This window comes from Agromyces sp. Marseille-Q5079 (assembly GCF_051016555.1).
GTDB lineage: Bacteria > Actinomycetota > Actinomycetes > Actinomycetales > Microbacteriaceae > Agromyces.
This window is the reverse complement of record NZ_JBPEJF010000010.1, coordinates 16,887-41,270: the sequence shown is the minus strand read 5'-3', so window position 1 is coordinate 41,270 and position 24,384 is coordinate 16,887. Positions and strand designations below refer to the sequence as shown.

Genomic DNA, 24,384 nt, shown 5'->3' with positions numbered 1-24,384 from the left:
CCTCCATTCTGCCAAACGCCGTGATCGGTCGCCGCGGCCGGTCCGCGTCGAACGGATCCGGGCACGTCGGTTCGAGGATGTCGGCAGGCTGGACTACCCTCGAATCCAGTGAGCACTGCGACCCCTTCCGGCAACCAGCCGGGCACCTCGGCCGCCGAACACCTCTCTCCGTCGTTCCCCGAACGTGCCGCGTGGGGCACGGCGAGCAAGCTCCGCGCCTGGCAGGCCGAGGCACTCGAGCAATACCTCGCCGACATGCCCCGCGACTTCCTCGCCGCGGCCACGCCGGGGGCCGGCAAGACGACGTTCGCGCTGCGATTGGCCGCCGAACTGCGAGCCCGCCGCATCATCGACCGCATCACGGTCGTGGCCCCCACCGACCACCTCAAGCGGCAGTGGGCGGATGCCGCGGCTCGCGCCGGCATCCGCCTCGATCCCGGATTCCGCAACGCGCACGGCAGCATCGCCCGCCACTTCCACGGCGTGGCGGTCACGTACGCGCAGGTCGCGATGCGGCCGGCGCTGCACCGCGAGCTCACGGTCTCGGGTCGCACGCTCGTCATCCTCGACGAGGTGCACCACGGCGGCGACGCGCTCTCGTGGGGCGACGCCATCCGCGAGGCGTTCGAACCGGCGACCAAGCGGCTCTCGCTCACAGGCACCCCGTTCCGCTCCGACACCGCCCCGATCCCGTTCGTCCAGTACGAGCAGGACGCGCACGGCGTGCGGCTCTCGCAGACCGACTACGCCTACGGCTACGGCCGAGCGCTGGCCGACGGCGTCGTGCGACCGGTGATGTTCATGGTCTACGCCGGGCACATGCGCTGGAAGACGCGCGCCGGCGACGAGATGGAAGCCCGCCTCGGCGAGGACAACACGAAGGACATCACCTCCGCGGCGTGGCGCACGGCCCTCGAACCGAAGGGCGAGTGGATCCCCGCGGTGCTCGCGGCCGCGGACCGCCGGCTGACCGAGGTGCGGCACGGCATCCCCGATGCGGGCGGACTGGTCATCGCGACCGATCAGACCGTGGCGCGCGAGTACGCGAAGATCCTCGAGGGCATCTGCGGCGAGAAGGTCACCGTCGTGCTCTCCGACGAGAAGGAGGCGAGCGCCCGCATCGAGGAGTTCTCCGAGAACTCCAGCCGGTGGATGGTCGCCGTGCGCATGGTGTCCGAGGGCGTCGACGTCCCGCGGCTCGCGGTGGGCGTCTACGCCACGAGTTCCTCGACGCCGCTGTTCTTCGCCCAGGCGATCGGTCGCTTCGTGCGCGCGCGACGGCGCGGCGAGACGGCATCCGTCTTCCTGCCGAACGTGCCGATCCTCATGGCCCTCGGGTCGCAGATGGAACTCGAGCGCGACCACGCCCTCGACCGGCGCGGCGGCGACGAGGCCGATGACGACGGCCTCGACGACAGCCTCCTCGAATCCGCGAACCGCGAGGAGCGCGCCTCCGAAGAGCTCGAGTTCGGCACCTGGGAGGCCATCGCCTCCGACGCCTCCTTCGACCGCGTGCTCTACGACGGCACCGAGTTCGGCACGCTCGCCGAACCCGGCAGCGACGAGGAGTTCGACTTCATCGGCATCCCCGGCCTGCTCGAGCCCGAGCAGGTGTCCGAGTTGCTCCGGCACCGCCAGTCGCGTCAGGCGCGTCGTGCCGGAGAGCGGCGCAAGCACACCGAGGCCACCGCCGAGCCCAGCGAACCCGTCGCCCTGTATCGCACCCTCAAGGAGCAGCGCACGCTGCTGAACAGCCTCGTCGGGCTCTGGGCACGCCACACGGGCGAGGCGCACTCGATGGTGCACGCCGAACTCCGCCGGGTGTGCGGCGGGCCCGCGGTCGCCCAGGCGACCGTGACCCAGCTCCAGTCCCGCATCGACTACCTGCGAAAGCGGCTCGGCAGTCGCTGACCCGCGATGCCCCCTCGGCGCCGGTGTGCCAGCATGGCCGATATGGATCGCCAGGCCCGCGTGCTCGTCGTCGCGATCGTCGTCTCGTTCATCGCCTTCCTCGACGGCGCGGTCATCAACGTCGCACTGCCGTCCCTCGCCGAAGAGCTCGGCGGGGGACTCGCACTGCAGCAGTGGGCCGTCGACGCCTACCTGCTGACGCTCGGCTCGCTGATCCTGCTCGCAGGGTCGCTGTCCGACTCGTACGGACGCCTCCGGATCATCCGCATCGGGCTCGCCGGCTTCGCCGTGACCTCGGTGCTCTGCGCGATCGCCCCGACCGGGCTGTTCTTCGTCGTCTCACGCGCCTTCCAGGGCGCCGCGGGCGCACTCCTCGTCCCGAGCTCGCTCGCGCTGATCGTCGCCACGTTCGCCCCCGCCGACCAGGGGCGCGCCATCGGGCGCTGGACCGCGTGGACGACCGGGGCGTTCCTGATCGGGCCGCTCTTCGGCGGCCTGCTCGTCGACCTCGTCTCCTGGCGTCTCGTGTTCTGGATCAACCTGCTGCCGATCGCGTTCGCCCTCGTGCTCATGCACCGCCTCGGACGGGACGAACCGAACCCCGACCACGAGCGCATCGACTGGCTCGGCGCCGCACTCGGCATCGTGGGCCTGGCCGGCACGGTCTTCGCGCTCATCGAGCAGGGGCGGTTCGGATGGTCGTCGCCGGTCGTCTTCGTGCCGCTCGTCGTCGGCGTCCTGGCGCTCGTCCTCTTCGTGCTGCAGGAGCGGCGGACCGCCCAGCCGATGCTGCCGCTCACGCTCTTCGCGGCGCGGAACTTCGCGATGGGCAACCTCGCGACCGTCTTCATCTACGCGGCGTTCTCCCTCGGTCCCTTCGCGATGACGATCTTCCTCCAGGAGTTCGGCGGATTCAGCGCGACCATGGCCGGACTCGCGACGCTGCCGCCCACGATCGTGCTCGTCCTGCTCGGCTCCCGGTTCGGCGAGCTCTCGGGCCGGTTCGGGCCGCGGCTGTTCATGACGCTGGGCCCGATCATCGTCGGCGTCGGCTATCTCCTCACGCTCGTCGTCGACGAGGACTTCGTCTACTGGTGGCAGTTCCTGCCGGGGGTCATCGTCATCGGTGTGGGCATGGCGATGACGGTGGCGCCCCTGACGTCCGCCATCCTCGGCGCCGTCGAGCCGTCGAGGGCGGGCATCGGATCGGCCGTCAACAACGCGGTCGCCCGCATCGCGGGCCTCATCGCGATCGCGAGCATCAGCGTCATCGCGGGGTCGCAACTCGACGTCGATGGCTATCGCAGGACGGCGCTCTTCGTCGCGGTCGCACTCGTGATCGGCGGCGCGATCTCGTGGTTCGGCATCCGCAATCCCCGGCTCGCGCCCGAGCGCGCGGCATCCGCCTGACCCGATGCGCGCGGCATCCGGGCGACCCGTCGGACGGCACCGCATCGCCGCGGTCCGTCACGAAGACGGCCGCCCTCCGCTCCGCCTCGTATGATTCGTCAATGAGCGACTCTCACGGAGTCAGGCAACCCGACTCGTTGGAGGCACCCCCATGGCCGAGAAGCCCGAACTGGATCGCGTCGATCGGGCCCTGCTGAGGGCCCTCTCCGGCAACGCCCGTGCGTCGGGAGCGGCACTGGCGGCCGAGGTCGGCGTCGCCGAGTCGACGGTCTCGCTGCGACTGCGACGCCTGCAGGCGCTCGGCACCGTGCGGGGGTACCGCGTCGAGGTCGACCTCGCCTCGCTCGGCGTCTCGCTGCAGGCGCTCATCGCGATCCGGCTCGTGAAGCACGATCGCTCCGAGATCGACGCGTTCCGCTCGCAGGTGCCGCACCTTCCGGGCGTGATCTCGGTGTACCACATGGCCGGCGCCGAGGACTACCTGCTGCACGTCGCCGCGCGCGACGCCGAGGAGCTGCGGGAGTTCGTGCTCGCCCACCTCACCGGACACCCCGCCGTCGCGCACACCGAGACGAACCTCATCTTCGAGCACGTCGACGGCGACGGATGGGACAAGCTCGTCGGCTGAACCGCGGCCCGGCCCGGCCTGTGCCCTGGCGACCGATCAGCCGATCGTCGTCCCGAAGGCGAGGCCCAGCACGTACGTGACGGCGGCGGCGCCCAGCCCGATGGCGAGCTGGCGAAGCGCGCGCCTCATCGGCGGCGCACCCGAGAGCACGCCCACCGTCGCACCGGTCGCGAGCAGCGCGATGCTCACGAGGACGGCCGCGAGGATCGTCGCCGAGAGTCCGCTCATGCCGAAGATCCACGGCAGCACCGGGATGAGCGCGCCCGAGGCGAAGAAGAGGAAGCTCGAGATCGCAGCCGCGAGCCCGGTGCCGATCGCCTCGTCGTCGTCGGCTCCGACGCCCAGCGCATCCGTCGGAGCACCGGAGAGCGCGCCGGCGGCCTGGACACGCGCGACGAGCTTCGCGGCCTGCTCCTGCGCCTCGGCGTCCTCCATTCCACGGGCCCGGTACACGAGCGCGAGCTCGTTCGCATCGATGTCGAGGTCGATGAGGGCTTCCCGCGCCGTCGGGTCGGGAGCGGATGCCTCGAGCAGTTCGCGCTGCGAGCGCACGGAGACGTACTCGCCGGCACCCATCGACAGCGCGCCCGCGAGGAGCCCAGCGATTCCCGTGAAGAGCACGACGGAGGCGGGCACGCCGGTCGCGCCGATGCCGAGCACCAGCGCCAGGTTGGAGACGAGTCCGTCGTTGGCGCCGAAGACCGCGGCGCGGAAGGTGCCGGCGAGGCTCCGGCGGCCGCGGGCCGCGAGGCCGCGCACGACCTCGCCGTGGATGCGCTCGTCGGCGGCCATCGCGGGGGTCGCGTCGGGATCGCTGCCGTACGGCGAGCGCCCCTCGGCCTGCTGGGCGAGGGCGAGCACGAAGATCGAGCCGAATCGGCGGGCGAACCAGCCGAGCATCCGGGTGCGGAGGTCGGCGCGCGGGACGCCCGACTCGTCACCGCCGAGCAGCGTCAGCCAGTGCGCCTCGTGGCGGCCCTCGGCAGCGGCGAGCGCGAGCAGGATCTCGCGCTCCTCGCCGGTGCGCCGTGCGGCGAGCTCGCGGTACACGACGGCCTCGGCGCGCTCGTCGGCCAGGTAACGCCGCCAGCGCGCACGATCTGCGGGGCTGCCCTGCGGCACCGGGGTGTTCGTCTGGGTCATCGGTCCCGCCTCTCGGGAGGACCGTTCGCGGCACGCTCCCGCATCATCACGTCATCGGATCGCTCCTGCGACCCCGACTCACGATATCGACGGAGATCGCGGCATCCGCTCGATTCCGCGCGATTGGCAGCATTTCGGAGCGCCGAAGCACGGTCGGCGATGTGTGAGGGGAGTCAGTCGGCGGGAGCCGTCACGAAGTCGATGAGCTCCTCGACGCGGGCGAGCAGTGCCGGCTCGAGGTCGCCGTAGCCGCGCACCTGCCCGAGGATCCGCTGCCATGCACGGGCGATGTCTGCCTGCTCGGCGTGCGGCCACCCGAACGCCTCGCAGATGCCGTGCTTCCACTCGGTGCCCCGCGGGATCACGGGCCACTCCTCGCGGCCCACCCGGGCCGGCTTCACGGCCTGCCAGACATCGATGTACGGATGCCCCACGACGAGCACGTTCGCACGGTGCGGGCCGCGCATGACGGCGTCGGCGATGCGCTGCTCCTTCGAACCGGGCACGAGGTGGTCGACCAGGATCCCGGCACGGCGACCCGGGCCGGGCTGGAACTCGTCGAGCTGCTCGGCGAGCACGTCGACGCCCTCGAGGTACTCGACGACGACGCCCTCGACGCGGAGGTCGGCACCCCAGACCTTCTCGACGAGTTCGGCGTCGTGCCGCCCCTCGACGAAGATGCGGCTGGGCAGGGCGACCCGCGCCTTCGCCTGGGCGGCGTCGACGGCGAACGACCCCGACGCCGTGCGGATCCGACCCGCGGGCGCCTTCGGCTTCGGCCGCACGAGCTGCACGGCCTCGCCGTCGACGAGGAACCCGTGCCCGAGGGGGAACATGCGGGTCTTCCCGAGCCGGTCCTCGAGCGTCACGTGCTGCGAGTCGACGGCGACCACCGCACCGCAGTAGCCGTCGGACGCGAGCTCGACGACGAGGTCGCGTTCGGCTTCGACGGTCGGGATCACGCGGCGTCCGCGCGCCCGCCAGTCGCCGGCGAGCACATCGTCGCCGTAGCGGTCGGGTCCGTTCGAGGTGTGGGTCGAGGCAGGCACCGGACGAGGCTAACGGAAGTCGCGGGAGCGCACGGGCGCCGACACGGTGAGCCGTTCGAACCGATCGGCGACGAGGTTCACCACGCCCTGGTCGGAGCGTTCGAGGATGCCGCGGATGATCATCGCCGGCGCCTCCCTCGCGATGCGGCGGTACCGCTGCCACACGCCGACCCCGGCGATCACGTTCACCGTTCCGGATTCGTCCTCGAGGTTCATGAAGGTGATGCCGCTCGCCGTCGCCGGGCGCTGCCGATGCGTGACCACCCCTGCCACCTCGATGCGCCGTCCGCTCTCGGCCGTGGCGAGCCGGTCGACGCGCAGCACCCCGCGTGCGTCGAGGCGCTCGCGCATGTGGCGCATCGGATGGTCGTCGGGCGAGATGCCCGTGGCCCACAGGTCGTAGACCACCTGCTCGGCGGGGGAGAGCATCGGCAGCAGCGGCGGCTGGACCACGACGACCGACCCCGCGAGGTACTCCTCGCGGTCCTGCGCCGCCTCGCCGGCGAGCCAGAGCGCCTCGCGTCGCCCGAGGTCGAATCCGGTGAAGGCTCCGGCCGCGGCGAGCGCCTCGAGCTGCTCGGCCGAGAGGCCGGCCCGACGCGACACGTCGGCCATGTCGCGGTACGGCCCGCGGGCGTCGCGCTCGGCGACGATGCGCTCCGCCACGGCGAGCCCGATCGAGGAGACGTCGGCGAGGCCGAGCCGCACCGCGAACGCCCCGTCACGACGATGCTCGGCCGAGCGGTCGGGCGCCGTCCTGACGAACGTCCCGACGGGCGGCTGCACCGCATCCGTGCACGCGGGCATGCCGGTCGGCTCGCGGCATCCGTCGTCTGCGGGCTCGGCACCGGGCTCGGCACCGGAGTCGATCCCGGCGTCGATGCGGGAGCGAGCGGCGGCGTCCGCGCCGGTCCGGGGCGCGAGCGCCTCGAGCCCGGCGTGGGCCCCCGAGCGCAGGATGTCGGGCCGGAGCGTCTCGACCCCGTGCCGGCGCGCATCGGCCGTGAGGGTCTGCGGCGAGTAGAAGCCCATGGGCTGGGCGCGCAGGAGCGCCGCGAGGAACGCGGCGGGATAGTGCAGCTTCAGCCAGGAGCTCGCGTAGACGAGCAGCCCGAAGCTCAGCGCGTGGCTCTCGGCGAAGCCGAAGTTCGCGAACGCCTCGATCTTGGCGTAGATGGAGTCGGCGACCTCGGGCTCGATGCCGTTCTCGGCCATGCCGGCGTAGAGCTTCGCGCGCAGCCGGTCGATCTTCTCGACGCCGCGCTTGGAGCCCATGGCACGGCGCAGCAGGTCGGCGTCGGCGGCGCTGCAGTTGCCGACGGCGACGGCCATCTGCATGAGCTGCTCCTGGAAGAGCGGCACCCCGAGCGTGCGCTCGAGCACGGGCTTCAGCTTCGGATGCAGGTAGCTGACCTTCTCCTCACCGGTGCGGCGGCGGATGTAGGGGTGCACCGCACCGCCCTGCACCGGGCCGGGGCGGATGAGCGCGATCTCGACGACGAGGTCGTAGAAGCAGCGGGGCTGCAGCCGGGGGAGCGTGCCCATCTGCGCGCGGGACTCGACCTGGAACACGCCGATCGAGTCGGCGCGGCAGAGCATGTCGTAGACCGCCGCCTCCTCCTTGGGCAGCGTCGCGAGTTCCCACGTCTCGCCCGTGTGCTCGCGCACGAGGTCGAACGTGTACTGCAGCGCGGCGAGCATGCCGAGGCCGAGCAGGTCGAACTTGACGAGGCCCATCCACGCGCAGTCGTCCTTGTCCCACTGCAGCACGGTGCGGCGCTCCTTGCGGGCGTGCTCGATGGGGCACACCTCGCCGACGGGCCGGTCGGTGAGCACCATGCCGCCCGAGTGGATGCCGAGGTGCCGCGGGAAGGTCAGCAACTGCTCGGCGAGTTCGACGACCGGGGCAGGGATGTCGTGGTCGTCGGTGTTCACCACGGCGCCCCAGCGCTCGACCTGGCGGGTCCAGGCATCCTGCTGCCCGGTCGAGTAGCCGAGCGCCTTGGCCATGTCGCGCACCGCCGCCTTGGGGCGGTAGCTGATGACGTTCGCGACCTGGGCGGCGTTCATGCGCCCGTACTTCTCGTAGACGTACTGGATGATCTCCTCACGCCGGTCGGAGTCGAAGTCCACGTCGATGTCGGGCTCCTCGTCGCGCAGCGCCGAGAGGAAGCGCTCGAACGGCAGGTCGTAGAAGATCGAGTCGACCGCCGTGATGTCCAGCACGAAGCAGACCGCCGAGTTCGCCGCCGAGCCTCGCCCCTGGCACAGGATGCCGCGACTGCGCGCCTCGCGCACGAGGTCGTGCACGATGAGGAAGTATCCCGGGAAGTCCTTCAGCTCGATGACGTCGAGCTCGCGCGCGAGTCGTTCGCGCACCGAGTCGGGCAGCCCCGGATACCGGCGCTCGGCGCCCGCCCACACGAGCTCGCGCAGCCAGCTCATGGGCGTGTGCCCCTCGGGCACCTCCTGTCTCGGCAGCCGCGGGCGAGCGCTGCGCAGGGTGAACCCGAGCTCGGCGGCGAGCGTCGCCGACCGCGCGACGGCGCCCGGGTAGCGCGCGAACCGCTCGGCCATCTCGGCGCCGGATCGCAGGTGCAGCCCGTCGGACGCCGGGAGCCATCCGTCGAGCTCGTCGAGGCTGCGCCTGGCGCGCACCGCGGCGAGCGCCGACGCGAGCCGGTGCTCGCCGGGCGTGGCGTAGTGCACGGCGTTCGTGGCGAGCACCGGGAGCCGGGCGCGCGCGGCGAGCTCGGCGAGCACGTCGTTGTTCTGCTGGTCGAGCGGATGCCCGTGGTCGAAGAGCTCGACGACGACGTGGTCTCGGCCGAAGAGGGCGATCAGCCGGTCGAGTTCGCGCCACGCGGCATCCGGCCCCTCGGTCGCGAGGGCACGTCGAACCATTCCCTTCCTGCATCCGGTGGGGATGATCCATTCATCGCCGGAATGCTCGGCGAGCGCTTCGAGCGAGTACACGGGTCGCCCCTTCTCGCCGCCGGCGAGCTGCCCCTCGGTGATCGCGCTCGCGAGGCGGTGGTAGCCCTCCTGCTGCCTTGCGAGCACGAGCAGGTGCTCGCCCTCGGGGTCGGCCGCGCCCATCTGCGGCGCGGAGAGCCCGAGCGAGAGCTCCGCGCCGAACACGGTCTCGAGCTCGGGGAAGCTCTCGGCCGCCTCGGCGAAGCGCACGACGCCGTAGAAGCCGTCGTGGTCGGTGACCGCGAGGCCCGTGAGCCCCAGTCGGTGCGCCTCCTCGACGAGCTGCTCGGGCGTGGATGCGCCGTCGAGGAAGCTGAACGTCGAGTGCGCGTGCAGCTCGGCGTACGGCACGATCGGCCCGGTCGGCGTCTCGAGCCCCTCGGACGGACGGTACGGATGCCGCTTGCGACTGAACGCCGGCCCGTCGCCGCCGTCGGCGATGAGCTTCGGCGCTCCCGGCCGCTGCCGGTCGGAGAGCTTGCGCTCGAGCTCCGACCACGGGATGCCCGGGTTGTTCCATCCCATCAGCCGCACCCCTCCATCAGTCGTACCTCGCTTCGGCCCACCAGCCGTCGGCATCGCGCACCAGCAGCCACGCGCAGCCGTCGTCGTCGACGATCTGGAAGCGGTGCACGCGCTTGGCGTGCTCGGGGTCCCACCAGCGTTCGACGACCGGCCACGGGCCCGCCCAGGCACGCACGGGGGCTGCGCCGAACCCGTCGGCAGTGCGTGGTGCGGAGGTCGGGGCGACGGACGCGAGCGCCTCGCCGACCGCGAACCGCTCCGGCGGCGCGGAGATCGCCCCACGCGCGTCGATCGCGACCACGGCGCCGCGGGCGTCGAGCAAGGTCACCGGCTGTCGTTCGCGGAACACGCTCGCCGGCGCGAGCGCTGGAAGGCTGCCCGGCCACGGGGCGTCGCCCGCGCGTGCGCCGGCACGGTCGCCGGCCCGATCTCCCGTCCGCTCGGGCGCACGATCGCCCCACGGCACGAGCACCTGCCGGTCGGCGAGCATGCGACCGCCGCCGACGGCCGCCGTCACGACGGCATCGTGGCCGAGCATGCTCTGCACGCGCGTGAGGCCGTGGTGCACGCGCTCGTCGGGCCCTCCGCCCCACAGCCCCTCCTCGTGGTTGCCGGTGGAGTCGATGCGCTCGGGGATCACGCGCAGCCGCACGATCGGGGAGGCGAGCCCGGTGTCGGCGGTGCCCGCGCCCTGCAACTGCCATCGGACGCGATCGATGACGTCGGCTGGGGTGAACCAGCGCGGGTGCAGCCAGCTGCGGCCCGAATGCCCGCCGCGCTCGTCGTCGATCTCGACCCGCAGGCCGGTGCAGACGAGCCGCACGGCGCGCATGCGCCCGATGAACTCCTCGGCGGACACCCGGAACGCGAACGCGAGCTGGTCGATGCGATCGAGCGGGGGCTCGAAGTGCTGCTCGACCTCGAACTCGGGCGGGGGAGTGCGGGCCAGAACACGGGCCTGCTCGCGCCCCGAGGCCCGGTCGTGCGCGAAGGCGCCCGCCGCGCCGAACCTGCGGCGCACATCGGCCTCGGGGAGCACCGCGAGCTCGCCGAGCGTGTGCACGCCGAGCCGGTTCAGCAGCGTCGTGGTGCGCGGATCGGTCACGAGCGAGACGGGCAAGGGGGCGATGAACGCGGCGGATGCCCCGGGCTCGACGATGCGCACCGATGACGACCCGGCCGAACCGCCCGCACCGGCCGCCGTCGCCGCCGCCGCGGGCGAGGCCGCCCGTGCCGCCTGCTCGGCCGCGAACGGGCCGTCGGCGATCCCGATGCGGGCTTCGCCGAGCCCGAGTTCGGCGGTCGTCGCGAGCAGGGCGGATGCCGCGGCCCGCTCGCTCCCGTAGTACCTGGCCGGTCCGCGCGCGCGCATGGCCAGCGTGCCGGGGCGCACCACCTGGACGCCCGGGACGGTCTGCTCGATGCGACGGACGACGGGCTCGAACACGCGCACGTCGAGTTCGGCGTCGTATTCGTGCACGAGGAGACCGGGGGAGCGCAGCTGCGCCTCGCGGAGCTTCAGCCCGCGCACGACGCCCTGACGACGCGCCGCCTCGGAGCATGCGAACACGAGTCCGCCGTCGATGAGCGCGATCGCGACCGCGATGTCGACGTCGAGCTCATGGCGTACCGCGTGCACCGGCCAGTCGGGGCACCAGAGCACGATCGTGCGGCCCGGCTCGGCGGTCATCCGGCCCTCCGCCGGGCTTCGCCGACGAGTCCGATGGCGATCGGATGCGGTGCGACCGCACGGGAAGGGACGGTACGAGAAGAAGGGACCGGGCGCGACGGGACCGCGATCGGCACGGGCGGGGCCGTCACCGGCGCGAACTCCAACGACCGCCCCGGCAGCCGCAGCCTCGACCGCGCATGGCGCACGAACTCGCCGCGGCCGGCCGTGTTCACGACGACCTCACGGTCGACGAGGTGCCCGTGCCCCCGCTCGATGCCGTGCCATTCGCTGGCCTCCAGGCCGATCCGGGCATCGCTGCCCGGCCAGGCGCCCGCCACGAGCAGCGTCGTGCCGCGCTGGCGCAGGCGCGCCTGCAGCCGGTTCGCCTCCGCGGGCGAGACCCGGCCGGCCGGCCGCACGGCGACGACCGGCATGACGTCGGCGAGCGCCGCGGCGACGGCGAGCCATTGGGCGCCGGGGTCGGGCACGAGCGCGAGACGCTCGAGGGCGATGCCGAACCGTGCAGCCGCCTCGACGCCGAACTCGGGCATGCCCACGACCGCGGCCCATCCGCCACCGGCGCTCGGGCCCGCGAGCAGCGCCATGAGCAGCGTCATCGACCCCTCGACCTGCACGACCGTGCCCTCGCGCAGCGTGCCGCCGGGGAGGACGTCGGCGAAGACCGGATGCGTCGGCACGGCCTTCGTCTCGAGGCGTGTGCTCTGCATGCCCCGGATGCGCGCCTGCAGCTCCTCGACGCGCGACGCACGAGGTGCGGGAGCGGCGAGGGGAGCGGTCATGGTCACCCCACCAGTTTCGAACACATGTTCGAATGTGGCAAGTCGTGGAGGCCGAACGTCCGACCCGTCGACGGGACGGCGACGATGACATCCAAGGGGACTCGAGGTCGGCGACGAGCACCTCCGCGAGACGCGGGGCGGCCCGCCTCGAAGGCCGCGGGGGAGTCGCGGAACTCGCAGAAGCAGCCCGCGGATCGGCGAGTGGAACGCATCGCCCGGAAATGCAAGAAGGCCCGGATCGAAACCGATCCGGGCCTTCCCGACACATCGCGTGCGCGAGGGGGGACTTGAACCCCCACGCCCGTTAGGGCACTAGCACCTCAAGCTAGCGCGTCTGCCATTTCCGCCACCCGCGCGTTGTGTCTGCCTTGCAATCTCTCGCTTGGCACGAGATAAGACATTAGCACGGTTCCGAGCATGCGTTTGACCACGACGGCGAATGAGAACCGCCCGCGACGCGACGCGCGCAACGGAGCGCCGATCAGGCGGCGGTTCGCGATTCCGGATGTCGTCACGTCACGGCATCCGTCGCCTTGATCACCCTCGGCGGCTACGGTGAAGGGCATGGCCGAGACATCCGCACCATCGCCCGAGCCCGAACGCCCGACCGACCTCGAGGAGACCGCGGTCATCGCGCGCGACCTGATCCGGTTCGACACCTCGAACTACGGCGAGGGCAAGGCGAAGGGCGAGCGCGAGGCCGCCGAGTACGTCGAGGCGCACCTCAGGTCCCTGGGCCTCGAGCCGCAGATGTTCGAGCCGGAGCCCCGACGCACGAGCGTCGTGGCGCGGGTGCCCGGTCGCAACCCCGACAAGCCCGCACTCGTCCTGCACGGCCACCTCGACGTGGTGCCGGCCGACGCCCGCAACTGGAGCGTCGACCCGTTCGCCGGCGAGATCCGCGACGGCATGCTCTGGGGCCGCGGCGCGGTCGATATGAAGGACATGGACGCCATGATGCTCACGGCGCTGGGCGACATCCTCAGGTCCGGCCGTCTTCCCGAGCGGGAGATCGTCGTCGCGTACTTCGCCGACGAGGAGGCCGGCGGAGGCGTGGGCGCGAGCCGCCTGGTCGACGACCACCCCGAGCTCTTCGCGGGCGCCACCGAGGCGATCAGCGAGGTCGGCGGCTACTCGATCACGGTCGGCGGCACGCGCGCCTACCTCCTGCAGACGGGGGAGAAGTCGCTGCTCTGGGTGCGTCTCGTCGCCCACGGCAGGGCCGCGCACGGGTCCCGGTTGATCCGCGACAACGCGATCACGAAGCTCGCAGGCGCGATCGCCCGCATCGGCTCGACCGAATGGCCGGTGCGCCTGACGGACACGACGCGCGAGCTCCTCGGCGAGGTCGCGAACGTGCTCGGCGTCGACCCCGAGCAGGTCTCGCCCGACGAGCTCGCCCTCGCCACCGGTTCGGCGTCCGGATTCATCACGGCGACGCTCCGCACGACCTCGAACCCGACGGGCCTCGAGGCCGGCTACAAGCACAACGTGATCCCCGACCGGGCCGAGGCCCTCGTCGACATCCGCACCCTGCCCGGCGAGGAGGACGCCGTGCTCGCCGAGATCGCCCGCATCGCCGGCGACGACATCGAGATCCAGATCGTGCACCGCGACGTCGGCCTCGAGTCGCCGACCTCCGGCGCCCTCGTCGACGCCGTGCACCGGGCGATCCACGCGCACGATCCCGGAGCTCCCGTCTTCCCCTACCTGCTCTCGGGCGGCACCGACAACAAGTCGCTCAGCCGCCTCGGCATCAGGGGCTACGGCTTCGCCCCGCTCCGCCTGCCCGAGGGGCTCGACTTCCCGGCGATGTTCCACGGGGTCGATGAACGCGTGCCGCTCGACGCACTAGTCTTCGGTAGACAGGTCCTCCGCGACCTGCTCCTCGACTACTGACGGTCTGAACTCCGGGTAGCCGGAGAGAGAAGGCGGCTACCACGTGATCGAAGCGCTCATCCTCGGTTTCGTCCAGGGACTCACCGAGTTCCTCCCGATCTCCTCGAGCGCTCACCTGCGCATCCTCGGGGAGTTCCTGCCCGGCGCCCAAGACCCCGGAGCGGCGTTCACCGCGATCACCCAGCTCGGCACGGAGACGGCCGTCATCGTGTTCTTCTGGCGCGACATCGTGCGCATCATCTCGCACTGGTTCGGGTCGTTCACCGGGCGGGTGCCCCGCAACGATCCCGACGCGCGCATGGGCTGGCTCATCATCATCGGCTCGATCCCGATCGTCGTGCTCGGCCTGCTCTTCCAGGACGAGATCGAGACGACCTTCCGCTCGCTGTGGATCGTCGCGACCATGCTCGTCGTCTTCGGCCTGATCCTCGGGCTGGCCGACTGGGCGGGCGCCAAGCGCCGCAAGCTCGACGACCTCACCGTCGGCCACGGCATCATCTTCGGGTTCGCGCAGGCGCTCGCGCTGATCCCCGGCGTATCCCGGTCCGGCGGCACGATCACCGCGGGCCTGTTCCTCGGCTACGAGCGCGCGGCAGCTGCAAGGTACGCGTTCCTGCTCGCCATCCCCGCCGTGTTCGGCAGCGGCCTCTACCAGCTCGCCAAGAGCTGGGGCGAGCCGTCGGTCTACAACCTGGTCGAGACCGGGGCGGCGACGCTCGTCGCGTTCGTCGTCGGCCTGCTGGTGATCGCGTTCTTCATGAGCTACATCTCCAAGCGCAGCTTCCTGCCGTTCGTGATCTACCGGGTGCTGCTCGGCGGCACGCTCTTCGTGCTGCTCGGCATGGGCGTCATCCAGCCCTGATCGACCCCGGCGCGCCGGGCGGATGCCGCGGTCAGACGTCGCGCGGACGCTTCGGGTCGTCGTGCGGGCCCTCGCCTCGCGGCGGTTCGGCGCGGCCGTCGGGGCCGTCGCCGCGGCGCCGGAGGTAGCGCTCGAACTCCTGCGCGATCGCCTCGCCGCTCGCCTCTGGCGCGTCGACGGCGTCGCGCGCCTGCTCGAGCTGGGCGATGTAGCCGGCCATGTCCTCGTCGTCGGCGGCGAGCGCGTCGACGCCCGACTCCCATGTCTTGGCCTCGGCCTCGAGGGTCCCGCGGGGGATGCTGAGCCCGGTGAGCTCCTCGAGCTTGCCGAGGAGGGCGAGCACCGCCTTGGGGGAGGGCGCGTTGTGCACGTAGTGCGGAACCGACGCCCAGAGCGAGACGGTCGGGATGCCGGCGCGTTCGGCCTGGTCGGCGATGACGCTGAGGATGCCCACGGGCCCCTCGTAGCTCGAGCGTTCGAGCGAGAGCCGTTCGCGCACCTCGCGGTTCTCGCTCGAGGCGAAGACCGAGAGCGGGCGCGTGTGCGGGGCATCCGCGAGCATCGCACCGAGCAGGATCACGGCTTCGATGTCGGCGGCGAGGGCCTGGTCGACGAGCTCGGCGGCGAAGCCCTTCCAGCTGCGCGCCGGTTCGGCGCCGAGCAGCACGTGCAGCGTGTCCGCTCCCGGCCCCGTGACGCGTTCGTCGTCGTCGGTGTCGTCCTCGATCGCGGCCGGGAGGTCCTCGATGTCGCCGAAGGCGGGGGCACGTCGACCTGCCGGCCCGTACAGCGCGGCGCCCGGCCATTCGATGCGGCGCGAGCCGTCGTCGGCCTGCACCACCGTCGGCCGGGTGAACTGGTAGTCGAAGTAGAGCTCGGGGTCGACCGCGGCGATCTCGACCAGCCCGAGGCGTTCGGAGAGGAGCTTCGCCGCCCCGGTGGCGGCCTCGCCGGCATCGTTCCACCCCTCGAACGCGACCACGAGCAGTCGTCCACCCTCGAATCCGGCCGCATGATCCACGCCTGGTGCCCCACTCTCCGCCCGGCGGAGACCGGGTCAACTCCAGAATAGGCCGTGCCCGTAGACTTGACGGTTGTGACCACACGCCTTCCCGCAGCCGCCCTCTGGGACATGGACGGAACGCTCGTCGACACCGAGCCGTACTGGATGGCCGCCGAGGAGGAGCTCGTCGGGTCGTTCGGCGGCACCTGGACCCATGACGACGCCCTGCAGCTCGTGGGCAGCGGCCTCTGGGAGTCGGCCCGCATCTTCCAGGAGCACGGGGTCGACCTCGACGCCGATGCCATCGTCGCCTGGCTCACCGAGCGCGTGAAGCAGCAGCTGAACGAGTTCGGCGTGCCGTGGCGGCCCGGAGCGCGCGAACTCCTCGAGGCGCTGCGCGAGGCGTCCGTGCCCACGGCGCTCGTCACCATGTCGGTGCGCTCCATGGCCGACGACGTCATCCGGCAGATCCCGTTCCACGCGTTCGACGCGATCGTGACCGGCGACTCCGTGACCAACGCGAAGCCGCACCCCGAGCCCTACCTCGTCGCCGCCGCGGAGCTCGGCGTCGACATCGCCGACTGCGTGGCCTTCGAGGACTCGCCGCCCGGCGTGACGTCGGCCGCGGCCTCGGGCGCGATCACCGTCGGCATCCCCAACATCCTCTCCCTCGACGACACGCCGGCGACGGTGCTCTGGTCGAGCCTCGCAGGGCGCACGGTGGCCGACGTCGCCGAGCTGACCCGATCACGAAAGGCAAGCGCATGAGCGAGCAGAGCCGAGGCGAACGCAGCGGTCCCTTCCTCGTCGGCGATCGCGTGCAGCTGACCGGCCCCAAGGGCCGCATGCACACCATCGCCCTCGAGCCGGGCAAGATGTTCCACACCCACAAGGGCCTGCTGGCGCACGACGACCTCATCGGCAAGCCCGACGGCTCCGTCGTGACCAACCAGGTCGGCGTCGAGTACCTCGCGCTCCGACCGCTGCTGAGCGACTTCGTCATGTCGATGCCGCGCGGTGCGGCGATCGTCTACCCGAAGGACGCCGCGCAGATCCTCGCGCAGGCCGACATCTTCCCCGGCGCGACCGTGGTCGAGGCCGGCGTCGGCTCGGGGGCGCTGTCCCTCTGGCTGCTGCGCGGCATCGGGCCGTCCGGTCGGCTGATGTCGTTCGAGCGCCGCGAGGACTTCGCGAGCGTCGCCCGCGACAACGTGGCGACCTTCCACGGCACCGACCCCGAGAACTGGTCGATCACGCTCGGCGACCTCGCCGAGGTCCTGCCCGACGTCGCGCCCGCGGCATCCGTCGATCGCGTCGTCCTCGACATGCTCGCGCCGTGGGAGTGCCTCGACGCCGTCGGCGCCGCACTGAAGCCCGGCGGGGTGCTGCTCTGCTACATCGCGACGGTCACGCAGCTCTCGCGCGTCGCCGAGGCGATCCGCGCGACGGGGGAGTACACCGAACCGCAGTCGTCCGAGACGATGGTGCGCGGCTGGCACGTGCAGGGCCTGGCCGTGCGGCCCGATCACCGCATGATCGCCCACACCGGATTCCTGCTCACCGCCCGACGCCTCGCGCCCGACACGATCCTGCCCGAGCTCAAGCGCCGCCCCTCCAAGACGGAGTTCAGCGACGAGGACGTCGAGGCCTGGACCCCCGGCGCGCTCGGCGAGCGCCAGGTCAGCGACAAGGCGCTCCGTCGGCGGGTCAGGGCGGCGGATGCCGCGGCCACGCGCTCGCGCGACGGCGAGCACGGCGCCGACGACGGGGGCCTCCACAGCCCGACCGAACCCTCGGGTGAAGCCGAGTAGGCTTCTTCCGACCCAAACGCGACCCCTGAAGAATCGAGGATCAGTGCGCTCGTCCCTCGCGCTCATCGCCACGGCCGGCCTCGTCGCCGTCGCCCTCACCGGCTGCGCCACGGCGCCCGCTCCCGAGGCGACGCCCGGTGACTCGTCCGAGGCGGTCACCGTCTCCGGCAAGTTCGGCGAGGCGCCGAAGCTCTCGTTCCCGACGCCGCTCGACCCTGCCGAGTCGCAGTGCACCGAGATCGTCGAGGGCACGGGTCCGCTCCTCACCGAGGGTCAGTTGGCACTCGTCGGGTTCTCGGTCTACAACGGCGCCACGGGCGAGGAGATCGCCACGCAGGGCTACGACGATGCGGGTCCGGTTCCGATCGCGGCGAACAACCAGCCGATGGTCGGCTTCACGAAGGCGCTCACCTGCGCCCGTGAAGGATCGCGTGTCGCGGTCGTCATCCCGCCGAAGGACGGCTTCGGCCCCAACGGCAACCCGTCCCTGCAGGTCGAGCCGACCGACAGCCTCGTGCTGGTCATGGACGTCACGCGCGCCTTCCCGACGCGCGCCGACGGCGCTCCCCGGCTCACGCGCGACGGCTTCCCGGCCGTCGTCCTCGCACCCGACGGCCGCCCCGGCATCACGGTGCCGAAGCAGGACCCGCCCAAGAGCCTCCAGCAGGAGACCCTCCTCGAGGGCTCGGGTCAGGTCGTCGAAGACGGCGACACGGTCGTCGTCCACTACACCGGCGTGCTGTGGGACGAGGGCACCGCCTTCGACTCGAGCTGGGAGAACGGCGCACCGGCGACCTTCACGGTCGGCACGGACGCGCAGGTCATCCCCGGATTCTCGGACGCGATCGTCGGCCAGAAGGTCGGTTCGCAGGTCGGCGTGATCATCCCGCCGTCCGAGGGCTACGGAGATCAGGGCAACGAGAAGGTGCCCGCGAACTCCACGCTCTTCTTCGTGATCGACATCCTGGGCGTGATCTGATCCGGCTCCCTCGCGCGGCCGGGCGACCGGCCGCGCGAGCGTGGGTAAGATCGCTCCTGTGACCGGATCCCGAGCGAAGCCAGACGTGAAGATCCCGGTCGAGGACCGACTGTTCTCACTGGTGCTCGCGCTGCTCGCGACCGAGACCGGGCTCCTCAAGGCCGAGATCCTCTCGACCGTGCGCGGCTACGCCGAGCGCTACGACCGGCACGGCGGCAACGCGAACCTGGAGCGGCAGTTCGAGCGCGACAAGGACGAGATCCGCGAGCTCGGCATCCCGCTCGAGACCGTGGAGTCGCCCGATCGTCCCGGCGACAACCAGGCGCTGCGCTACCGCATCCCCAAGGGCCAGTACGACCTGCCCGACGAGGTGCGGTTCACGCCCGACGAGCTCGCACTCCTGGGCCTCGCGGGCGAGGTCTGGCGCGGCGTCTCCCTGTCCGAGGACTCCCGGAGGGCCCTCACCAAGATCCGCGGGCTCGGCATCGAGCCGCGCGAACCCGTGATCGGCTACGCACCCCGGCTCCGGGTGCGCGACGCGGCGTTCGAGCCGCTGCGCGTGGCCCTCGACCGCCGTCAGCAGGTCCGGTTCCAGTACCTCAAGCCGGGGGAGGTCGCGCCTCGCCTGCGTCGCGTGAATCCCTACGCGGTCGTCCTGCATGAGGGCCGCTGGCACCTGCACGGCCTCGACGTCGACGCCGAGGGGCTCCGTACGTTCCTGCTGTCGCGCATCGTCGGACCGGTCGAGATCCTCGTGAACCAGAGCTTCGAGGCGCCGCCCGAGGGCATACAGGACCGCATCCTCGCCGAGCTCGACGAGCTCCGCCTGAGCAATGCCGCCGACCTCGCCGTCACGGCCGGCAGCGACGCCGAGGTCCGCCTCGGCAAGCGCGCCGTGCGCGGCGACGAGGACGCCGGCGTCATCCGGCTGCACTTCACCGACGTCGACGCGTTCGCCGACGAGCTCGCCGCGTTCGGACCCGAGGTCCGCGTGCTCGCTCCCGCGTCGCTCCGCTCCGCCGTGCGCGACCGCCTCCGCATCGTCGCCGACGCGCACACCGCCCCGGCCCCGGAGGTCGCGCCGTGAGCCCACGACGACAGGCGCTGCGTGCGCCCGACAAGCTCGTCTTCCTGCTCTCGCTCGTGCCGTACCTCATCGAGCAGCAGGTGGTCGGCGTCGACGAGGCGGCCGTCCACTTCGGCGTCCCCGAGGAGCAGATCCGCGAGGCGGTGCGACTGATCGCCATGTCGGGCCTGCCCGGCGACACGGGCACCTACCAGTCGAACGACCTGTTCGACATCGACTGGGACGCGTTCGAGGAGGGCGACGAGATCGTGATCGTGCACCACGTCGCGATCGACGAGGCCCCGCGCCTGGCCGCGCGCGAGGCGGCCGCCCTCATCGCGGGCCTGCAGTACCTCGCCGCGCTCCCCGAGAACGCCGACAGCAGCGCGCTCGCCTCGCTCATGGCGAAGCTGCGTGCGGGCGCGTCAGCGATGCCCTCAGGCCTCGCGGTGGCCGAGCCCGCCGCGGATGCCTCGCTCGCACGCATCCGCGAGGCGATCACGGGCGGCCGGCAGCTCGAATTCGACTACCTGAACGCGCTCGGACAGGGCGGACGCCGCCGCGCCGACCCGCTGCGCATCCTGTCGCAAGACGCCGACTGGTACCTGCAGGCGTATTGCCACACCCGAGAAGACGTTCGCAACTTCCGGGTCGACCGCATGAGCGCTCTCGTCGTCACCGACGAGCCCGTGGTCGACCACGCCGGCCTCGAGGTGCCCGAGACGCTCTTCCAGGGCTCATCGTCCGACCTCGACGTGGTCGTCGACGTCGCCGCCGAGGCGCTGCCGCTCCTGGCCGACTACCTCGCGGATTCCTCGTCGCAGCAGGTCGGCGACCGACTGCGCGTGACGCTCCGGCTCGCCCACGTCCACGGACTCAAGCGACTGGTCGCCGGCCTCCCCGGACTCGTGACCGTCATCGCGCCGGCCGATGCCCGATCGGCCGTCGCCGAGTGGGCATCGGCCGGACTCCGCGGCTACGAGGAGTCATCCGTCCCCGAGGCGTGAGGCACCGACCCCGCGAGCGAGTAGACTCGCACCCACATCCCCGTCAGAATTGGACGCCGCATGTTCGCAAACCTCACCGGATGGCACTTCCTGATCATCCTGGTCATCATCCTGCTGCTCTTCGGCGCGCCCAAGCTTCCGGCGCTCGCGCGGAGCCTCGGGCAGTCGATGAAGATCCTCAAGTCCGAGGTACGCGACCCGGACGCAGAGACGAAGGCCGGCGCCGCCGGGGATTCCGGCGACGACGCCGCGAGCAACCCCGCAGGCACCGCGGCCGAGGGCACCAAGAAGCCCGATTCCTCGTCGGGCGCCTGACCCCATGTCCGCGACGACGGCTCGCGGAGAGAAGAACCGCGAGCGGCGGATGTCGCTCGGCGCTCATCTGATCGAACTCCGCAAGCGTCTCTTCATCGCGGCGATCGCGATCGTGGTCGGCGGCATCGCCGGCTGGGTCCTCACCGACCTGTTCATCTGGGACGCGATCCAGGAGCCGGTGATGAAGGTCGCCGAGGCGCAGGCCGACGCCTATGCCGCGGCGCACCCCGGCGAGGAGATCGACCCTCCGACGAGCATCATCTTCCCGACGATCTCCAGCGCGTTCGACCTGCGCCTGCAGTTGGCGTTCACGATCGGCCTGGTCATCTCGAGCCCGGTCTGGCTGTACCAGATCTTCGCGTTCCTGGTCCCCGGACTCAACACGCGGGAGCGGCGGTTCACGCTGGGGTTCTTCGCGTCGGCGATCCCGCTGTTCCTCGCCGGCTGCGCGGCGGGGTGGTTCGTCCTGCCGAACATCGTGAAGCTCATGACGAGCTTCGTTCCCGAGGGCGGCGAATCCCTGCTGACGGCCAAGGAATACCTGGACTTCGTGCAGAAGCTCGTGATCGCGATCGGCATCGCGTTCGTGCTGCCGGTGTTCATCGTGCTCCTGAACTTCGCCGGCGTCATCAGCGCGGCATCGATCATCAAGTCGTGGCGGATCGCGATCCTCGTGATCGTGCTCTTCACGGCCATCGCCACCCCGTCGGCCGACATCGTCTCGATGTTCATGCTCGCGATTCCCATGATCGGGCTGTACTTCCTCGCGTGGTTCATCGCGCACCTGCACGATCGTCGTGTCGCACGCCGAAACAGCGAGGAGTTCGGCGCGGCTGTCTAGGCTGAAGGGGTGATGAGCCTCTCGCCGGCCGAACGGTACGCCATGTCGCGCGAGCAGCGCCGACGCCCCAGACTGCAGGACTTCGCTGCGGCGCAGCGGTTCGACCTGGATCCCTTCCAGCGTGCCGCGTGCGGCGCCCTCGACGAGGGGCGCAGCGTCCTCGTCGCCGCGCCGACGGGCGCGGGCAAGACCGTGGTCGCCGAGTTCGCCGTGTACCTGGCCATGCAGGACCCGGATGCGAAGGTGTTCTACACCACGCCGATCAAGGCGCTCTCGAACCAGAAGTACCAGGAGTTCGTCGAGGCCTGGGGCTCCGAGAACGTCGGCCTGCTGACGGGCGACACGAACGTCAACTCGGGGGCGCGCATCGTGGTGATGACCACCGAGGTGCTGCGAAACATGCTCTACGCCGAGTCGCCGACGCTCGATCGACTCGCGTACGTGGTCATGGACGAAGTGCACTACCTCGCCGACCGGTTCCGCGGCGCCGTGTGGGAGGAGGTCATCATCCACCTGCCCGAAGCGGTGCGCCTGGTGTCCCTGAGCGCGACGGTCTCCAACGCCGAGGAGTTCGGCGACTGGCTGCAGGCCGTGCGCGGCGACACCGACGTGATCGTCTCCGAGGACCGCCCGGTGCCCCTCGAGCAGCACGTCCTGGTCAAGGCGAAGCTCGTCGACCTGTTCGACTCCTCGGGCCAGGCCGCGACCAATCGCGTCAATCCCGAGCTCATGCAGCTCGCGCGGGCGGGCGGGCGCTCGATCTCCTCGCGATCGGCGCGAGGCCGGCGCGGCGGTGATCGGGGCCGCTACCACCAGGGCGGCGGGCAGGGCACCGGACGCATCGACCGGCCCGAGGTCGTCGACCTCCTGCACGGCAAGCACCTGCTCCCGGCGATCTTCTTCATCTTCTCGAGGGTCGGCTGCGATCAGGCCGTCCGCCAGGTGCTCCGTTCCGGCATCCGCCTGACCGAGACCGCCGAACGCGACGAGATCCGGAGCATCGTCGAATCCCGCGTGCAGATGCTGCGCGACGAGGACCTGGCGGTGCTCGGCTACTGGGACTGGCTCGAAGGGCTGCAGCGCGGTGTCGCCGCCCATCACGCGGGAATGCTGCCCGCGTTCAAGGAGGTCGTCGAGGACCTCTTCCAACGCAAGCTCGTCAAGGTCGTCTTCGCGACGGAGACCCTTGCCCTCGGCGTCAACATGCCGGCGCGATCGGTCGTGCTCGAGAAGCTCGAGAAGTTCAACGGCGAGGCGCGCGTGCCGATCACGCCGGGGGAGTACACCCAGCTCACCGGTCGCGCCGGTCGCCGCGGCATCGACGTCGAGGGCCACTCGGTGATCCAGTGGGTCGACGGACTCGACCCCGAGTCGGTCGCGGCACTCGCCTCGCGCCGCAGCTACCCCATGAACTCGAGCTTCAAGCCCACCTACAACATGGCCGTGAACCTGGTCGACCAGTTCGGTCGCGAGCGCACGAGACAGGTCCTCGAGCTCTCGTTCGCCCAGTTCCAGGCCGACCGAGCCGTCGTCGACCTCGCTCGGACGCTCCGCAAGCAGGAGGAGTCGATGGCGGGCTTCGAGCAGGCGATGACCTGCCACCTCGGGGACTTCGCCGAGTACGCGGCCATCCGCCGCCGCATCGGCGACCTCGAGCGCCAGTCCTCGAAGGGCAACGCGACGCACGGGCAGCGCGAGCGGATGCAGCGCGACCTCGTCGCCGCGCGCAAGCAGATGCGCGCCCATCCGTGCCACGGATGCGCCGAACGCGAGCAGCATGCCCGCTGGGCCGAGCGCTGGTGGCGCCTGCACCGCGAGAACGAGCAGTTGTCGCGGCAGATCCGCAGCCGCACCGGCGCGATCGCGCAGCGCTTCGACCGCGTGGCCGAGGTGCTCGAGATCCTCGGCTATTTCGAGCGCTCGGCCGACGGGTCCCTCGTCTCCACCTCGGCCGGTCGCATCCTGAAGCGCATCTACGGCGAACGCGACCTGCTCGTCGCCGAATGCCTGCGCCAGGGGCATTGGAACGGCCTCGACGTGCCGTCCGTGGCCGCGATGGCCGTCTCGCTCGTCTACGAGCCGAGGCGCGACGATCGCGGCGAACAGTTCCGGCTGCCTCGCGGACGCTTCCGCGAGGCCTTCGAGCGCACCACGGACGTGTGGGCGAACCTCGACGACCTCGAGCGCGACCACCGGCTCACCGGGAGCGAGGTGCCGTCGCCGGCACTCGCCACGGCGATGCACGCCTGGGCGAGCGGCGCGGGCCTGGGTGCCGTGCTGAGCGACACCGACCTCGCGGCCGGCGACTTCGTGCGGGTGGCCAAGCAGGTGGTCGACCTGCTCGACCAGATCTCGATCGTGGCCGATGCCGAGCTCGGCACGACCGCCCGGGCTGCGATCGACCAGGTCCGCCGCGGCGTGGTCGCGTACGACGCGGCCGGGTGACGGCGTCGCGCCTGCGGGCCGGGGCCTGGTCGAGCCCGGGCG

At 71.5% G+C, this 24,384-nt stretch carries 19 protein-coding genes and 1 tRNA gene; 13 read left to right on the top strand and 7 right to left on the bottom strand.

What is annotated here, in order from left to right; genetic code table 11:
• Window positions 1–108: 108 nt before the first annotated feature.
• From ACR3IO_RS17850 to ACR3IO_RS17840, 3 genes are all read left to right on the top strand, one after another.
• Complete coding sequence (locus tag ACR3IO_RS17850) at window positions 109–1,911, top strand: DEAD/DEAH box helicase (RefSeq protein ID WP_434072576.1); 1,803 nt, start codon at window positions 109–111, stop codon at window positions 1,909–1,911.
• Window positions 1,912–1,953: 42 nt separating this feature from the next.
• On the top strand, window positions 1,954–3,321 hold the full coding sequence (locus ACR3IO_RS17845; RefSeq protein WP_434072575.1) for an MFS transporter: 1,368 nt from the start codon (window positions 1,954–1,956) through the stop codon (window positions 3,319–3,321).
• A gap of 151 nt (window positions 3,322–3,472) precedes the next feature.
• Window positions 3,473–3,949, top strand: coding sequence for an Lrp/AsnC family transcriptional regulator (locus tag ACR3IO_RS17840; RefSeq protein WP_157426182.1), 477 nt, complete (start codon window positions 3,473–3,475; stop codon window positions 3,947–3,949).
• A gap of 36 nt (window positions 3,950–3,985) precedes the next feature.
• Here ACR3IO_RS17840 and ACR3IO_RS17835 read toward each other — a convergent pair whose 3' ends face one another.
• From ACR3IO_RS17835 to ACR3IO_RS17810, 6 genes are all read right to left on the bottom strand, one after another.
• A complete protein-coding gene (locus tag ACR3IO_RS17835; protein ID WP_434072574.1) occupies window positions 3,986–5,092 on the bottom strand; it encodes a VIT1/CCC1 transporter family protein in 1,107 nt (368 codons plus the stop codon).
• Between the two features lie 173 nt (window positions 5,093–5,265).
• Window positions 5,266–6,141, bottom strand: a complete 876-nt coding sequence (locus ACR3IO_RS17830; protein ID WP_434072573.1) for a DUF3097 domain-containing protein — start codon at window positions 6,139–6,141, stop codon at window positions 5,266–5,268.
• 9 nt (window positions 6,142–6,150) lie between these two features.
• A complete protein-coding gene (locus ACR3IO_RS17825) occupies window positions 6,151–9,642 on the bottom strand; it encodes an error-prone DNA polymerase (RefSeq protein ID WP_434072572.1) in 3,492 nt (1,163 codons plus the stop codon).
• A gap of 16 nt (window positions 9,643–9,658) precedes the next feature.
• Complete coding sequence (locus ACR3IO_RS17820; RefSeq protein ID WP_434072571.1) at window positions 9,659–11,332, bottom strand: DNA polymerase Y family protein; 1,674 nt, start codon at window positions 11,330–11,332, stop codon at window positions 9,659–9,661.
• A complete protein-coding gene (locus ACR3IO_RS17815) occupies window positions 11,329–12,114 on the bottom strand; it encodes a hypothetical protein (RefSeq protein WP_434072570.1) in 786 nt (261 codons plus the stop codon). Before ACR3IO_RS17815 ends, ACR3IO_RS17820 begins: the two co-directional genes overlap by 4 nt.
• 272 nt (window positions 12,115–12,386) lie before the next feature.
• Window positions 12,387–12,470 (bottom strand) — tRNA-Leu (locus tag ACR3IO_RS17810).
• A gap of 208 nt (window positions 12,471–12,678) precedes the next feature.
• Between ACR3IO_RS17810 and ACR3IO_RS17805 the strand changes: the two genes are divergently transcribed.
• Together ACR3IO_RS17805 and ACR3IO_RS17800 are read left to right on the top strand one after the other, a co-directional pair.
• Window positions 12,679–14,013, top strand: coding sequence for a M20/M25/M40 family metallo-hydrolase (locus ACR3IO_RS17805; protein ID WP_434072569.1), 1,335 nt, complete (start codon window positions 12,679–12,681; stop codon window positions 14,011–14,013).
• 43 nt (window positions 14,014–14,056) lie between these two features.
• Window positions 14,057–14,875, top strand: a complete 819-nt coding sequence (locus tag ACR3IO_RS17800; RefSeq protein ID WP_434072568.1) for an undecaprenyl-diphosphate phosphatase — start codon at window positions 14,057–14,059, stop codon at window positions 14,873–14,875.
• Between the two features lie 31 nt (window positions 14,876–14,906).
• Here ACR3IO_RS17800 and ACR3IO_RS17795 read toward each other — a convergent pair whose 3' ends face one another.
• Window positions 14,907–15,896 carry a proteasome assembly chaperone family protein gene (locus tag ACR3IO_RS17795; protein ID WP_434072567.1) on the bottom strand — a complete coding sequence of 330 codons (990 nt, stop codon included), beginning with the start codon at window positions 15,894–15,896 and terminating at the stop codon, window positions 14,907–14,909.
• Window positions 15,897–15,971: 75 nt separating this feature from the next.
• On the opposite strand from ACR3IO_RS17795, the gene ACR3IO_RS17790 reads away from it, so the two are divergent.
• The 8 genes from ACR3IO_RS17790 to ACR3IO_RS17755 are packed head-to-tail and all read left to right on the top strand — an operon-like array spanning window position 15,972 to window position 24,342.
• Window positions 15,972–16,646, top strand: coding sequence for an HAD family hydrolase (locus ACR3IO_RS17790; protein ID WP_434072566.1), 675 nt, complete (start codon window positions 15,972–15,974; stop codon window positions 16,644–16,646).
• A complete protein-coding gene (locus tag ACR3IO_RS17785; protein WP_434072565.1) occupies window positions 16,643–17,689 on the top strand; it encodes a tRNA (adenine-N1)-methyltransferase in 1,047 nt (348 codons plus the stop codon). The genes ACR3IO_RS17790 and ACR3IO_RS17785 overlap by 4 nt, the downstream gene beginning before the upstream one ends.
• Window positions 17,690–17,732: 43 nt before the next feature.
• Window positions 17,733–18,668 (top strand): FKBP-type peptidyl-prolyl cis-trans isomerase, encoded by a 936-nt coding sequence (locus ACR3IO_RS17780; protein ID WP_434072564.1) that lies wholly within the window; start codon window positions 17,733–17,735, stop codon window positions 18,666–18,668.
• Between the two features lie 58 nt (window positions 18,669–18,726).
• Window positions 18,727–19,755, top strand: a complete 1,029-nt coding sequence (locus ACR3IO_RS17775) for a helix-turn-helix transcriptional regulator (RefSeq protein ID WP_434072563.1) — start codon at window positions 18,727–18,729, stop codon at window positions 19,753–19,755.
• Window positions 19,752–20,741, top strand: coding sequence for a helix-turn-helix transcriptional regulator (locus tag ACR3IO_RS17770; RefSeq protein ID WP_434072562.1), 990 nt, complete (start codon window positions 19,752–19,754; stop codon window positions 20,739–20,741). The genes ACR3IO_RS17775 and ACR3IO_RS17770 overlap by 4 nt, the downstream gene beginning before the upstream one ends.
• A gap of 60 nt (window positions 20,742–20,801) precedes the next feature.
• The gene (gene tatA, locus ACR3IO_RS17765; RefSeq protein WP_434072561.1) at window positions 20,802–21,056 is read left to right on the top strand and encodes a twin-arginine translocase TatA/TatE family subunit; all 255 of its coding nucleotides are present in this window, start codon (window positions 20,802–20,804) and stop codon (window positions 21,054–21,056) included.
• A 4-nt stretch (window positions 21,057–21,060) separates the two neighbouring features.
• On the top strand, window positions 21,061–21,897 hold the full coding sequence (gene tatC / locus ACR3IO_RS17760; RefSeq protein ID WP_434072560.1) for a twin-arginine translocase subunit TatC: 837 nt from the start codon (window positions 21,061–21,063) through the stop codon (window positions 21,895–21,897).
• 12 nt (window positions 21,898–21,909) lie between these two features.
• The gene (locus ACR3IO_RS17755) at window positions 21,910–24,342 is read left to right on the top strand and encodes a DEAD/DEAH box helicase (RefSeq protein ID WP_434072559.1); all 2,433 of its coding nucleotides are present in this window, start codon (window positions 21,910–21,912) and stop codon (window positions 24,340–24,342) included.
• Window positions 24,343–24,384 lie beyond the last annotated feature (42 nt).

Excerpts from the sequence above, each read along its gene's own strand:
- ACR3IO_RS17835 (WP_434072574.1), bottom strand. The coding sequence starts at position 5,092 with ATGACCCAGACGAACACCCCGGTGCCGCAGGGCAGCCCCGCAGATCGT.
- tatA (WP_434072561.1), top strand. The coding sequence starts at position 20,802 with ATGTTCGCAAACCTCACCGGATGGCACTTCCTGATCATCCTGGTCATC.
- ACR3IO_RS17755 (WP_434072559.1), top strand. The coding sequence starts at position 21,910 with ATGAGCCTCTCGCCGGCCGAACGGTACGCCATGTCGCGCGAGCAGCGC.
- ACR3IO_RS17820 (WP_434072571.1), bottom strand. The coding sequence starts at position 11,332 with ATGACCGCCGAGCCGGGCCGCACGATCGTGCTCTGGTGCCCCGACTGG.
- ACR3IO_RS17805 (WP_434072569.1), top strand. The coding sequence starts at position 12,679 with ATGGCCGAGACATCCGCACCATCGCCCGAGCCCGAACGCCCGACCGAC.
- ACR3IO_RS17815 (WP_434072570.1), bottom strand. The coding sequence starts at position 12,114 with ATGACCGCTCCCCTCGCCGCTCCCGCACCTCGTGCGTCGCGCGTCGAG.
- ACR3IO_RS17825 (WP_434072572.1), bottom strand. The coding sequence starts at position 9,642 with ATGGGATGGAACAACCCGGGCATCCCGTGGTCGGAGCTCGAGCGCAAG.
- tatC (WP_434072560.1), top strand. The coding sequence starts at position 21,061 with ATGTCCGCGACGACGGCTCGCGGAGAGAAGAACCGCGAGCGGCGGATG.
- ACR3IO_RS17785 (WP_434072565.1), top strand. The coding sequence starts at position 16,643 with ATGAGCGAGCAGAGCCGAGGCGAACGCAGCGGTCCCTTCCTCGTCGGC.
- ACR3IO_RS17840 (WP_157426182.1), top strand. The coding sequence starts at position 3,473 with ATGGCCGAGAAGCCCGAACTGGATCGCGTCGATCGGGCCCTGCTGAGG.
- ACR3IO_RS17845 (WP_434072575.1), top strand. The coding sequence starts at position 1,954 with ATGGATCGCCAGGCCCGCGTGCTCGTCGTCGCGATCGTCGTCTCGTTC.